This window comes from Pseudocitrobacter sp. CD920760 (assembly GCF_057782505.1).
In genome coordinates this window covers 21,815-33,880 of the sequence record NZ_JBWXSY010000003.1, presented here as the reverse complement: position 1 = coordinate 33,880, position 12,066 = coordinate 21,815, and the positions used below count along the sequence as shown (strand labels likewise).

Here is a 12,066-nt window from a genome sequence, read left to right as displayed (position 1 = left end):
TGGCTAACAGCTCGCCTGTTAGCCATCGAGGGATTGGACAAATCCGGCCACGCCGGATACGTCAGCAAATATCGCTGAAGAATTAGCTTACACGCTCGTAAGCGGCTCTTACGACCCGCTAACGCGGAGATACGCCCCAACTGCGGCTTCGGCCTTGTTGTGACCACTCCGACCGCGCACAAAAGCCTCTGAGCCGCTTTTAGCGGAATATGGCTTTGCAGGGTGAAGGGATGGATAGGCGATCCCTTTCGATCCCTCACTGGTATCGGCGGCTAACCCTCGGTGCTACCTGTCATTTCATCCTGCCGCCTTACATGCGCTAACGCGCATAAATCCCCGTTCCTCAGTGGAACGAAAACTCACGCTAACAGGGTAGTGACCGGGTAGCCACGATAACTGCCAACAAAATTAGCTTATAGGTTAATTCTACCTTGTCTGAAATTAGCCTATAGGTTAATATTAATAGAAATGGGAGGTCACATGTTTAGCGTTGTTTATCACCCGGAAGCCAGGGAAGAAGCCACAGCATTACCCGTAAAAATCAGGGTGAAGTTTGACCGTCTCATCGGCAAACTGGAGTATGACGCCCGATTACTGCGGGAGCCGGACACGAAGCCCCTGGGCGATGGACTTTTTGAGATCCGCACGATGGGGACGGACATAGCCAGGGGAATCTGGGTATACCACAAAGGCAATACCATCATCATGCTCCGTGTTTTCATCAAGAAGTCACAGAAAACGCCAGCGAAAGAAATCGATCTCGCCAAAAAGCGGTTAGCGGAGGTACTTAATGAAACTGGTAAGCCATAAAGAACTGCATAACGAGTGGATGCAGGACGATGAATATCGCGCTGCATGGCAGGAAGAAGAACGTAAGGAAAAGCTCAGGGAGCTGCTTGCTGAATGGCGCAAGCATGACAACCTGACAAAAGCGCAGGTTGCTGAACGCATGGGGGTTACACCTCCGGTTATTTCTCGCCTGGAAAACAACATCACCAAAGCCAGCATCGACACACTGACCCGCTACGCTCACGCCTGCGGCATCAAGAAACCTGTCATTGCCCTGTACTGAATAGCCAGCCCTCCGGGGCTGGCCTTTTTGTTTCGGTCAGTCCCAAAATTTTGTTAAAGCAAGTTTAAAATGTCACCTGTTTCTCCAAAGTTGAAATGTCACTTCTAAGCCAATCTATTTATACATAATCTTTACATCTTTCCCCGGTGACAAAGTGCTAATTGGTCTGTAATGTTCAATGTGTGGCAGGCAAGCCGCCGGTGACTTAGGGAAGGTGCGAACAAGTTCCTGATATGAGATCATCATATTCATCCGGAGCGCATCCCAGAGGGACATCATGAGCCATCAACTCACCTTCGCCGATAGTGAATTCAGCACTAAGCGCCGTCAGACCCGAAAAGAGATTTTCCTCTCCCGCATGGAGCAGATTCTGCCATGGCAGAATATGACCGCTGTCATCGAGCCGTTTTATCCCAAGGCGGGCAATGGCCGACGGCCCTATCCGCTGGAGACCATGCTGCGTATTCACTGCATGCAGCATTGGTACAACCTGAGCGACGGTGCCATGGAAGATGCCCTGTACGAAATCGCCTCCATGCGCCTGTTTGCCCGATTATCCCTGGATAGCGCCCTGCCGGATCGCACCACCATCATGAATTTCCGCCACCTGCTCGAGCAGCATCAACTGGCCCGTCAATTGTTCAAGACCATCAATCGCTGGCTGGCCGAAGCAGGCGTCATGATGACCCAAGGCACTTTGGTGGATGCCACCATCATTGAGGCACCCAGCTCTACCAAGAACAAAGAGCAGCAACGCGATCCGGAGATGCATCAGACCAAGAAAGGCAATCAGTGGCACTTTGGCATGAAGGCCCACATTGGTTTCGATGCCAAGAGTGGCCTGACCCACAGCCTGGTCACCACCGCGGCCAACGAGCATGACCTCAATCAGCTGGGTAATCTGCTTCATGGAGAGGAGCAATTTGTCTCAGCCGATGCCGGCTACCAAGGAGCGCCACAGCGCGAGGAGCTGGCCGAGGTGGATGTGGACTGGCTGATCGCCGAGCGTCCCGGCAGGGTAAAAACCTTGAAACAGCATCCACGCAAGAACAAAACGGCCATCAACATCGAATACATGAAAGCCAGCATCCGTGCCAGGGTGGAGCACCCGTTTCGCATCATCAAGCGGCAGTTCGGCTTCGTGAAAGCCAGATACAAGGGGCTGCTGAAAAACGATAACCAACTGGCGATGTTATTCACCCTGGCCAACCTGTTTCGGGTGGACCAAATGATACGTCAGTGGGAGAGATCTCAGTAAAAACCGGAAATAACGCCAGAAATGGTGGAAAAAATAGCCTAAATAGGCTGATTCGATGTGTTTGCGGGAAAAAAATCGGCCCAGATCCGCGAAATTTTAATCAGCGAGTCAGCTTGGGAAGAAATGACCTGCTTATTCGCACCTTCCTTAATATAAAGACACAAGCAGAGACATTTTTGGCACGATATAAAAACGCTAAGTTAAAAAATCACTATGACGTGTTGGGTATCAAATGTTCACTGGCATAAACCTCTGTTTCTGATGTAAAACAGATTTTCTGAGGAGGCGTAAAACCTCCTCGTACTGCGAAATTGATTTAGTGATAGCGATCGATCACGCCAACCAGATAGTGGTCGGTTTGCTGCATGTTGATGCCCGCTTTTTTAGCGCTGCGGACTTCATCCAGAATGATTTGCAACAGCGTCCCGTCCACGATTTCCTCTTTTCTGTATCGCTTCAGGAAGTTAATCGCTGACTTATCGTTTGCTGCCTGGGCGTCTTCCGTCAAAGAGGTCAGCGCATTAATGCGCTTCTGGTAATCGCTTACCGTCTGCTCAAACAGATCTTCCAGCGTGGAAAATTCACCGCACCGGGCGTGTTGCTCCTGTAACACCGGCGTGGCGCCGCTCTGTTTGATGTATTCGTACATGCGCATCATTTGCGTCACCGTATTTTGCGCCTGATGACGCAAAAATAGTGCGGTGCCATTAAGGCTATTCTCGCTGCACCTCTGGCTGAGCTGAAGATACAAATTTGAGGTATAAAACTCCTGATTCATTTGCGCATTCAGTTTTTGAACTATTCCGCTAGCGATCATAGGACTTCCTTATTTCTTGTCATCTCAGAAAACGGTCACTCTTCGAAAAAACAACCAGAATAAAAGCGATTCTTTCGCTTTTTTTATTGCGCCTGGTTACGCAGTCATATTCATTTTAAGTCGGGATGCTCCTTATTTAAATATCCAACCCTACTATCGCATTTCTATCTGGCATTATTCTGTGATGGTGTTTCGATATTCACACTCCCTGTGCCAATCCTTTCTTATCGACAGTAGGAAACTTCCTCCGGCTATTCTGCTGAACACGATTAGGGGCACTGTTGCAAAGTTAGCGATGAGGCAGCCTTTTGTCTTATTCAAAGGCCTTACATTTCAAAAACTCTGCTTACCAGGCGCATTTCGCCCAGGGGATCACCATAATAAAATGCTGAGGCCTGGCCTTTGCGTAGTGCACGCATCACCTCAATACCTTTGATGGTGGCGTAAGCCGTCTTCATGGATTTAAATCCCAGCGTGGCGCCGATTATCCGTTTCAGTTTGCCATGATCGCATTCAATCACGTTGTTCCGGTACTTAATCTGTCGGTGTTCAACGTCAGACGGGCACCGGCCTTCGCGTTTGAGCAGAGCAAGCGCGCGACCATAGGCGGGCGCTTTATCCGTGTTGATGAATCGCGGGATCTGCCACTTCTTCACGTTGTTGAGGATTTTACCCAGAAACCGGTATGCAGCTTTGCTGTTACGACGGGAGGAGAGATAAAAATCGACAGTGCGGCCCCGGCTGTCGACGGCCCGGTACAGATACGCCCAGCGGCCATTGACCTTCACGTAGGTTTCATCCATGTGCCACGGGCAAAGATCGGAAGGGTTACGCCAGTACCAGCGCAGCCGTTTTTCCATTTCAGGCGCATAACGCTGAACCCAGCGGTAAATCGTGGAGTGATCGACATTCACTCCGCGTTCAGCCAGCATCTCCTGCAGCTCACGGTAACTGATGCCGTATTTGCAGTACCAGCGTACGGCCCACAGAATGATGTCACGCTGAAAATGCCGGCCTTTGAATGGGTTCATGTGCAGCTCCATCAGCAAAAGGGGATGATAAGTTTATCACCACCGACTATTTGCAACAGTGCCCTGCATTTTCTGTCTGCGACATCTCGCCTCCTCAATACTCAAACAGGGATCGTTTCGCAGAGGATACTACAGTTTTTTGAAATCAGCGACTTGAGAATTGTGACGAAGATCTGTGTTGACGCACAAATTAACGGGGATTACTGTCGTTTAATGTGATGTAAACTGTGAAATAGTATGGTTTTCAGTTATGGAAACGCCGGGAGCGGGGAAAACTTGCTTTTTCCCGTTTCCGGGGGTGGACAACTGAGCAACGCGAAGGCGTCAGCTACGATGTTCTGGGGACTGCTGATCAGCCCCTGTTGTATTCAGCCATTCTCCGGTCATCTGCAGCAGTTTTCTGGCATCGTGGCTTCTGAGCAACGGAATACCAGCCTGCCTCAGAACCTCTTCCAGAAGAATATCCCGGCGTCTGCGTTCCGGTCGTAAATGACTGGCATCATCCAGCTCTACTGCTGCAACAATACTGAACGAACGCCGCTCAACGATAACCACATCAACATGCCACTGAGACACCATCCTGAATAACTGCCACCACTGGCGTGATCGTGGCCGGATATTCCCGTTCAGCTGGACGATATCCGCGACCCGTACCTGCGGACACAGATACCACCGCTTCATATCCACAATTCTGAACAGTCCTTTCATAAAACTGACTTCCCTTTCTGTCAGCAGCGTCTTCTGACGTTGCCAGCATTCACCGCTGGACAGTATTCGCTCTGCATCACCGGTCCGTATACCTGCCGCATGCAATTGCATCAGCAAAGGAGAATGCTGATTTACACTTCTGAGGATAATCCGGATAAGTAACGCTGCAATAGGTGATGCTGCCAACTTACTGATTTAGTGTATGATGGTGTTTTTGAGGTGCTCCAGTGGCTTCTGTTTCTATCAGCTGTCCCTCCTGTTCAGCTACTGACGGGGTGGTGCGTAACGACAAAAGCACCGCCGGACATCAGCGCTATCTCTGCTCTCACTGCCGTAAAACATGGCAACTGCAGTTCACTTACACCGCTTCTCAACCCGGTACGCACCAGAAAATCATTGATATGGCCATGAATGGCGTTGGATGCCGGGCAACAGCCCGCATTATGGGCGTTGGCCTCAACACGATTTTACGTCACTTAAAAAACTCAGGCCGCAGTCGGTAACCTCGCGCATACAGCCGGGCAGTGACGTCATCGTCTGCGCGGAAATGGACGAACAGTGGGGCTATGTCGGGGCTAAATCGCGCCAGCGCTGGCTGTTTTACGCGTATGACAGGCTCCGGAAGACGGTTGTTGCGCACGTATTCGGTGAACGCACTATGGCGACGCTGGGGCGTCTTATGAGCCTGCTGTCACCCTTTGACGTGGTGATATGGATGACGGATGGCTGGCCGCTGTATGAATCCCGCCTGAAGGGAAAGCTGCACGTAATCAGCAAGCGATATACGCAGCGAATTGAGCGGCATAACCTGAATCTGAGGCAGCACCTGGCACGGCTGGGACGGAAGTCGCTGTCGTTCTCAAAACCGGTGGAGCTGCATGACAAAGTCATCGGGCATTATCTGAACATAAAATACTATCAATAAGTTGGAGTCATTACCCTTTGCTATTGGTAGCGCCGGAAGTTGCACGCTGGTACTACAAACGGTACTGCCCGCGCTGTGGTTTGCCGATGGTCCTTCGCGTGTTGAAGTGAGCGGAGGTACCGATAACCCGTCGGCCCCGCCTGCAGATTTTATCCGCCGGGTGCTGGAGCCGCTGCTGGCAAAAATAGGAATTCATCAGCAAACCACGCTGTTACGTCACGGTTTTTATCCTGCCGGAGGCGGCGTGGTGGCAACGGAAGTCTCGCCCGTGGCATCGTTTAACACCTTGCAACTTGGCGAGCGCGGGAACATTGTGCGGATGCGTGGAGAGGTGCTACTGGCTGGTGTGCCACGCCATGTCGCTGAGCGTGAAATCGCTACGTAGGCGGGTAGTTTTTCCCTGCATGAGCAGAATATTCATAACCTGCCGCGCGACCAGGGGCCGGGTAATACCGTCTCGCTGGAAGTTGAAAGTGAAAATATCACAGAACGCTTTTTTGTCGTCGGTGAAAAGCGCGTCAGTGCCGAAGTGGTGGCTGCGCAGTTAGTGCAAGAAGTTAAACGCTATCTTGCAAGCCCGGCGGCGGTGGGGGAATATCTCGCCGACCAGCTGGTACTGCCAATGGCGGGGGCGGGAGAATTTACGGTCGCCTATCCCTCATGTCATCTACTGACCAATATCGCGGTGGTGGAGCGTTTTTTGTCAGTGCGGTTTAGTCTGACTGAAGCAGACGGCGTAACGCGGGTGAGCATTGAATGATGCAGAGATGTAAGCCGGATCTGGCGCGTTATCCGGCTAAACTTACACTCCGTACCCCATCATCTTCAGCAATTGCTGGGCGTGTTGTACCGCATCCTGGCGATGGGCCACGCCGAGTTTCTGATACAGATTGCGGATATGCGTCTTGATGGTGGTCGCTGCCACCTCCAGTTCGCCTGCAATTTGCTCGTTGCTGTAACCGGAGTAAATCAGCCCCAGGACCTGCCATTCACGTTGCGTCAGCGGGCTGGTGCGGATCAGTTCTGGCACTTCTGGATGATTTAGCAGACGTTCAACGAAATTCTCATCGAAATGGGCGAATTTATGCCGATGATGTTGATTGATTTCTCGCAGAATACGCTGGGCGCGGTGCTGTTCCAGCTCAGGCAACGTATTGAGTTGAATCAGCTGGCGTAACTGTTGCGCCATCGCTTCGCCTTCGATGACAAAGTGACTGATAAATCCGGTACGATTCGCCAGTTTTAATGCCTCCAGCAACACGCGCTGGGCATCATTTTTGCGTCCGGCCTGCCAGTATAGTTGATTAAGCAGCAACAGGTTACGGTTGAGATCGCTCATTAACCGCAGACTGCGGGCGTTTTCATTGAGTTCTTCAAGAACAATTTCTGCCGGTTCAAACTCGCCCAGCAAGATTTGTGCACGGGCGATGTTGCGCCATTGACCTTGCAGGAAGTGGTTATTCGCAAACTCCGGTTTGGCTGTGTGACGCAACCAGTTGGCGGCGGCAGCTTTGTCGCCGGTCATTTGCCAGTAAATGACCCGGACTTTGTTGGCGTTAGAGATCCAGTCGCTGTGATATTTGCCATTTCCCAGCAGGTTTTCCAGACGATTCAACTGGCTACGGGCGTTATCCAAATCACCTCGGGCCAGCGAGCATTGAATCAACATTGCCAGGCACTGGAGCTGTTGCTGTGGCTGATAAGACGACAAAACTTCAATCCCGCTGCGTGCCGATGCTTCGGCTTCGTCCAGCCGTGCCCAGGCCCATAACAGTTGTGCTCGGATACGTACCAGAAATTCATGCATTGGCAGCTGTTCCAGATGCTGCTCGTTGATCAGCTGGAATGCTTTTTCCTGCGTTTCCCACGCGGTTTGCAGGAAACCCTGAGCAAACAGAATTTCGCTTTGCTGGATTAAACTCCACAAAGCGTAGTGCCAGACATCGTGCTGGCGTGCCATCTGTTCGGTTTGCTGCATTAACGCCAGTGAGCGGGTCAGTTCCCCTTTGCAGTGCAATACTTCACCCAACACCGAAGTTGCTACAATGCGGCTGTAGAACCAGCCGGGAGGCAGTTCTTCCAGTGCCAGTTTTGCCAGCCGTTCAGCTTCATCCGGGTTACCATCGTTAATTGCCACCTGGGCGCGCAGAGCATTAAATTCTGCATGCATGGTGCCTTCTCTGATGTCCTTGATTTCATGTTCAGCACGAGCCAGCAGGGTGTTTACTTCGCCGTAGCGATGCTGGCTTTGCATCAGCCACGCTTGTAATAACACCAACTGCGGATTTTCCAGCGAACTCTCCCATGGCAGGGCTTTAAGTGACTCTTCAAGTAGCGAAAGTTCGCTGTGGTTGAACAAACTCCAGGCGTGATTAAGCAGAATATCGCGCAGCATCAGCGCATCGCCTGCCGCCAGCGCATGATGAATCGCTTCGCTGGGGAATCCCTGGGCCATCCAGCTTTCTGCAGCGGCACTGTGGATTTTCGGCAGCTCAGCCGCCAGTTCCCACTGGCAGCGCTGGCGCAGGAAGTTGCCAAACAGCGGGTGATAGCAGAACCACTCGCCGCTATCATCCATCCGCTGCAAAAACAGCCCCTGACGCTCAATCTCTTCGAGGCGCATTTGCCCGTTTTCTTCGCCGGTCACACGAGTGATGAGTGCATCGTTCATTGAGCGCAAAATGGCGCTTTTCAACAGAAAATGGCGCGTTGCGAGATCGACGTTGTCCAAAACCTCATCGACCAGATAATCCGAAAGATGACTGGCATTGATTCCCGCCAGGCGACGTGCCGACTTATGGGCTGAGTGGGTATTCTGCCAGGCGGAGAGGGCAATTAACTGTAGCGCAGTCGCCCAACCGGAAACGTCATCGCAAATCCGACTGCTTTCTGCGGCTTCAATCGGCGATGACAGGCGGCAATCAAAAAACTGCTTCGCTTCCTGGTGGGTAAACGCCAGTTGCTGACTGCCAATTTCCAGCAGTTGGTCGCGAACACGCAGATTGGCAATGCCCAGTTGCGGAAGATTGCGTGACAGCACCACCAGGGTGAGATTTTCTGGTTGATGGCGAATAAAGAAGCGCATTGACTCGTGGATCACCGGATTAGTGATCAGATGGTAGTCATCGATGACCAGATAAAGTGGGCTATGCCATTCCGCCAGCTCAATGAAAAGCTGGGCGAAGAGTGACGTCAGGCTGGCATATTGCCGTTTTTGCGCCATCGTCTCACAAATCGCACAGTGGCCGTTGGTTGCCTGCTGCACGGCGGCAATGAGATAGCTGGCGAAACGCTCTTGCTGGTTATCACCTTCATCCAGCGAGTACCAGCCGATATCGTTTTTGCCTGCCGCCCACTGGGAAATGAGCGTGGTCTTTCCGTAGCCCGCAGGACTTGTGATCAGCGCCAGCCGGAAGTTGTTCGCGCCGGAAAGTTTAGCCAGCAGGCGCTCACGAACCACGGTATGGTCGAGTCGAACCGGACGACTTAATTTTGACGGAATCAGCATAGTTAATCACTTCACTGTGGAAAATGAGGAAATATTATTTTTTTTGCGCTTCGTAATTAATGGTTATAAGGTCGGCCAGAAACCTTTCTAATGCAAGTGATGACGTTTTTTTATGTGTATGAATTTGCACTCTGTCACAATTCAAAATGTTTATTAACAACTCACCTAATAACGACGCTGATGCAGCGTGAATACTGGGTTTTACGGTATTTTCCTCATGTTCATCAGTTTCATTTAAGCAAGGGAGTCTTCTCAATTCCTGATGAAAGAGCCGGTGATGCTGCCAACTTACTGATTTAGTGTATGATGGTGTTTTTGAGGTGCTCCAGTGGCTTCTGTTTCTATCAGCTGTCCCTCCTGTTCAGCTACTGACGGGGTGGTGCGTAACGACAAAAGCACCGCCGGACATCAGCGCTATCTCTGCTCTCACTGCCGTAAAACATGGCAACTGCAGTTCACTTACACCGCTTCTCAACCCGGTACGCACCAGAAAATCATTGATATGGCCATGAATGGCGTTGGATGCCGGGCAACCGCCCGCATTATGGGCGTTGGCCTCAACACGATTTTACGTCACTTAAAAAACTCAGGCCGCAGTCGGTAACCTCGCGCATACAGCCGGGCAGTGACGTCATCGTCTGCGCGGAAATGGACGAACAGTGGGGCTATGTCGGGGCTAAATCGCGCCAGCGCTGGCTGTTTTACGCGTATGACAGGCTCCGGAAGACGGTTGTTGCGCACGTATTCGGTGAACGCACTATGGCGACGCTGGGGCGTCTTATGAGCCTGCTGTCACCCTTTGACGTGGTGATATGGATGACGGATGGCTGGCCGCTGTATGAATCCCGCCTGAAGGGAAAGCTGCACGTAATCAGCAAGCGATATACGCAGCGAATTGAGCGGCATAACCTGAATCTGAGGCAGCACCTGGCACGGCTGGGACGGAAGTCGCTGTCGTTCTCAAAACCGGTGGAGCTGCATGACAAAGTCATCGGGCATTATCTGAACATAAAATACTATCAATAAGTTGGAGTCATTACCGCTGCAATAATCAGAACAATGAGAATAAAAATAATCAACTTCATTATTTATCTGCTCCTGGCAATTAATTATTGCTGAATTATTACCTTACATATTTCCATATCTCTTTTGGTATCCTGTCATATAACTTTCTGGTGATTAATTCCGCTAACCGGTGGTCTGCTGCTGAATTAAATGACTCACGTTCACTGTTTGATAAACTGTCTCTGTTTTTATGAATAATTTTTTCCAGCGTATTGACTGATGAACATCGCCGTAACTGATACAGCCATTCCTGTTTTGTTTTTGCCATTTTTATTCCCGCTGAGAACAAATGAATGCTTGGAGATCATTGCGGCTTCGGTAACGCCTCTTATAGGGCAAGCTGCATCAAATAAATTAAGCTACCTTGGTATTGGGAAAAAGATATCCTTTGATGGTGATTTGATAAATGGCACCTGTATTTCAGGCATCCTGAACATTGCAGCACACAATGAATAACACCTTATTTTGTGAAATAAATCGCAAAATATAAAATCACGACTTAACACGGAAAAAAACCTGTGCTACTCAGAACTGACTGGTCATACTGCCCGACCGGATATTAAAAAAGCAAATCTCATAAACTCCTTTCAGCCTTCTGACTCCTGGAGTAATGAAGGCTGCTTTTTCGTTACACCCTTTCCCGGCAGCGCCGGTAGCAGTGTTCAGCCCTTTTTCGGGCAAACTGCTGCCAGTCTGTCCGGGGCGCAACACAGGCAGCCCGTCGCCATCCTTCTGCCGCTTCCATCCAGCGTCCACTGACCTCCAGAATAACGGCCCGGCTTCCGGCACGCTGCCAGCGCCAGACCTGACCGTTCCGTGAACTGTTTCTGAATCCATTCATCTTTATCACTCCTCTTTAACCCGTCAGTATTATGGGCACTGTTGCAAAGTTAGCGATGAGGCAGCCTTTTGTCTTATTCAAAGGCCTTACATTTCAAAAACTCTGCTTACCAGGCGCATTTCGCCCAGGGGATCACCATAATAAAATGCTGAGGCCTGGCCTTTGCGTAGTGCACGCATCACCTCAATACCTTTGATGGTGGCGTAAGCCGTCTTCATGGATTTAAATCCCAGCGTGGCGCCGATTATCCGTTTCAGTTTGCCATGATCGCATTCAATCACGTTGTTCCGGTACTTAATCTGTCGGTGTTCAACGTCAGACGGGCACCGGCCTTCGCGTTTGAGCAGAGCAAGCGCGCGACCATAGGCGGGCGCTTTATCCGTGTTGATGAATCGCGGGATCTGCCACTTCTTCACGTTGTTGAGGATTTTACCCAGAAACCGGTATGCAGCTTTGCTGTTACGACGGGAGGAGAGATAAAAATCGACAGTGCGGCCCCGGCTGTCGACGGCCCGGTACAGATACGCCCAGCGGCCATTGACCTTCACGTAGGTTTCATCCATGTGCCACGGGCAAAGATCGGAAGGGTTACGCCAGTACCAGCGCAGCCGTTTTTCCATTTCAGGCGCATAACGCTGAACCCAGCGGTAAATCGTGGAGTGATCGACATTCACTCCGCGTTCAGCCAGCATCTCCTGCAGCTCACGGTAACTGATGCCGTATTTGCAGTACCAGCGTACGGCCCACAGAATGATGTCACGCTGAAAATGCCGGCCTTTGAATGGGTTCATGTGCAGCTCCATCAGCAAAAGGGGATGATAAGTTTATCACCACCGACTAT

The 12,066-nt window shown here is 50.9% G+C and carries 13 protein-coding genes and 1 pseudogene; 7 read left to right on the top strand and 7 right to left on the bottom strand.

Features of this window, described 5'->3' with window-relative positions:
- The first annotated feature begins 480 nt into the window (after positions 1–480).
- The 3 genes from AC1MKH_RS25695 (at position 481) to AC1MKH_RS25685 (ending at position 2,330) form a co-directional block, all read left to right on the top strand.
- The gene (locus tag AC1MKH_RS25695; protein WP_000493286.1) at positions 481–810 is read left to right on the top strand and encodes a type II toxin-antitoxin system RelE/ParE family toxin; all 330 of its coding nucleotides are present in this window, start codon (positions 481–483) and stop codon (positions 808–810) included.
- Positions 791–1,072: a helix-turn-helix domain-containing protein gene (locus tag AC1MKH_RS25690; protein ID WP_000780222.1), complete on the top strand. Its 282-nt coding sequence runs from the start codon at positions 791–793 to the stop codon at positions 1,070–1,072. The genes AC1MKH_RS25695 and AC1MKH_RS25690 overlap by 20 nt, the downstream gene beginning before the upstream one ends.
- Positions 1,073–1,349: 277 nt before the next feature.
- Positions 1,350–2,330, top strand: a complete 981-nt coding sequence (locus AC1MKH_RS25685; protein ID WP_115186704.1) for an IS5-like element ISKpn26 family transposase — start codon at positions 1,350–1,352, stop codon at positions 2,328–2,330.
- Between the two features lie 316 nt (positions 2,331–2,646).
- On the opposite strand, the gene AC1MKH_RS25680 is transcribed toward AC1MKH_RS25685, so the two are convergent.
- The 3 genes from AC1MKH_RS25680 to AC1MKH_RS25670 all read right to left on the bottom strand — a co-directional run bounded on the left by AC1MKH_RS25680 (position 2,647) and on the right by AC1MKH_RS25670 (position 5,081).
- Positions 2,647–3,147, bottom strand: coding sequence for a non-heme ferritin-like protein (locus tag AC1MKH_RS25680; protein WP_001752509.1), 501 nt, complete (start codon positions 3,145–3,147; stop codon positions 2,647–2,649).
- Between the two features lie 326 nt (positions 3,148–3,473).
- Positions 3,474–4,178, bottom strand: a complete 705-nt coding sequence (locus AC1MKH_RS25675) for an IS6-like element IS26 family transposase (RefSeq protein WP_001067855.1) — start codon at positions 4,176–4,178, stop codon at positions 3,474–3,476.
- 324 nt (positions 4,179–4,502) lie between these two features.
- Entirely contained in the window at positions 4,503–5,081 is a 579-nt protein-coding gene (locus tag AC1MKH_RS25670; protein ID WP_032142246.1) for a DUF2726 domain-containing protein, read from the bottom strand.
- Positions 5,082–5,113: 32 nt separating this feature from the next.
- On the opposite strand from AC1MKH_RS25670, the gene AC1MKH_RS25665 reads away from it, so the two are divergent.
- Positions 5,114–5,811 (top strand): IS1 family transposase gene (locus AC1MKH_RS25665; protein WP_249825473.1). Its coding sequence is split into 2 segments (ribosomal slippage): positions 5,114–5,363 and positions 5,363–5,811, totalling 699 coding nucleotides; the frame shifts between segments, so codons are not numbered across the junction.
- Between the two features lie 16 nt (positions 5,812–5,827).
- Positions 5,828–6,571: pseudogene (gene rtcA / locus AC1MKH_RS25660) on the top strand (RNA 3'-terminal phosphate cyclase); the annotation flags it as partial.
- A 42-nt stretch (positions 6,572–6,613) separates the two neighbouring features.
- On the opposite strand, the gene malT reads toward rtcA, so the two are convergent.
- Positions 6,614–9,319 (bottom strand): HTH-type transcriptional regulator MalT, encoded by a 2,706-nt coding sequence (malT, locus tag AC1MKH_RS25655; protein ID WP_008786562.1) that lies wholly within the window; start codon positions 9,317–9,319, stop codon positions 6,614–6,616.
- 328 nt (positions 9,320–9,647) lie between these two features.
- On the opposite strand from malT, the gene AC1MKH_RS25650 reads away from it, so the two are divergent.
- A protein-coding gene (locus tag AC1MKH_RS25650) for an IS1 family transposase (RefSeq protein ID WP_249825473.1) occupies positions 9,648–10,345 on the top strand; the annotation gives its coding sequence in 2 pieces (ribosomal slippage) (positions 9,648–9,897 and positions 9,897–10,345; 699 coding nt in all).
- Positions 10,346–10,442: 97 nt separating this feature from the next.
- Here AC1MKH_RS25650 and hha read toward each other — a convergent pair.
- Entirely contained in the window at positions 10,443–10,652 is a 210-nt protein-coding gene (gene hha, locus AC1MKH_RS25645; RefSeq protein ID WP_008786560.1) for a hemolysin expression modulator Hha, read from the bottom strand.
- Here hha and AC1MKH_RS25640 point away from each other — a divergent pair.
- The gene (locus AC1MKH_RS25640; RefSeq protein ID WP_113990385.1) at positions 10,604–10,840 is read left to right on the top strand and encodes a hypothetical protein; all 237 of its coding nucleotides are present in this window, start codon (positions 10,604–10,606) and stop codon (positions 10,838–10,840) included. The two genes, hha and AC1MKH_RS25640, sit on opposite strands and share 49 nt — an antisense overlap.
- Positions 10,841–11,012: 172 nt before the next feature.
- Here the strand turns inward: AC1MKH_RS25640 and AC1MKH_RS25635 are convergent, their stop codons facing one another.
- Together AC1MKH_RS25635 and AC1MKH_RS25630 are read right to left on the bottom strand one after the other, a co-directional pair.
- Positions 11,013–11,225, bottom strand: a complete 213-nt coding sequence (locus tag AC1MKH_RS25635) for a hypothetical protein (protein ID WP_008786559.1) — start codon at positions 11,223–11,225, stop codon at positions 11,013–11,015.
- 86 nt (positions 11,226–11,311) lie between these two features.
- Positions 11,312–12,016: an IS6-like element IS26 family transposase gene (locus AC1MKH_RS25630; RefSeq protein WP_001067855.1), complete on the bottom strand. Its 705-nt coding sequence runs from the start codon at positions 12,014–12,016 to the stop codon at positions 11,312–11,314.
- Between the last annotated feature and the right edge of the window lie 50 nt (positions 12,017–12,066).

What these genes read in the sequence shown, in the direction of transcription:
- AC1MKH_RS25695 (WP_000493286.1), top strand. Translation starts at nt 481, where the DNA reads ATGTTTAGCGTTGTTTATCACCCGGAAGCCAGGGAAGAAGCCACAGCA.
- AC1MKH_RS25685 (WP_115186704.1), top strand. Translation starts at nt 1,350, where the DNA reads ATGAGCCATCAACTCACCTTCGCCGATAGTGAATTCAGCACTAAGCGC.
- AC1MKH_RS25635 (WP_008786559.1), bottom strand. Translation starts at nt 11,225, where the DNA reads ATGAATGGATTCAGAAACAGTTCACGGAACGGTCAGGTCTGGCGCTGG.
- malT (WP_008786562.1), bottom strand. Translation starts at nt 9,319, where the DNA reads ATGCTGATTCCGTCAAAATTAAGTCGTCCGGTTCGACTCGACCATACC.
- hha (WP_008786560.1), bottom strand. Translation starts at nt 10,652, where the DNA reads ATGGCAAAAACAAAACAGGAATGGCTGTATCAGTTACGGCGATGTTCA.
- AC1MKH_RS25630 (WP_001067855.1), bottom strand. Translation starts at nt 12,016, where the DNA reads ATGAACCCATTCAAAGGCCGGCATTTTCAGCGTGACATCATTCTGTGG.
- AC1MKH_RS25690 (WP_000780222.1), top strand. Translation starts at nt 791, where the DNA reads ATGAAACTGGTAAGCCATAAAGAACTGCATAACGAGTGGATGCAGGAC.
- AC1MKH_RS25680 (WP_001752509.1), bottom strand. Translation starts at nt 3,147, where the DNA reads ATGATCGCTAGCGGAATAGTTCAAAAACTGAATGCGCAAATGAATCAG.
- AC1MKH_RS25675 (WP_001067855.1), bottom strand. Translation starts at nt 4,178, where the DNA reads ATGAACCCATTCAAAGGCCGGCATTTTCAGCGTGACATCATTCTGTGG.
- AC1MKH_RS25640 (WP_113990385.1), top strand. Translation starts at nt 10,604, where the DNA reads ATGAACATCGCCGTAACTGATACAGCCATTCCTGTTTTGTTTTTGCCA.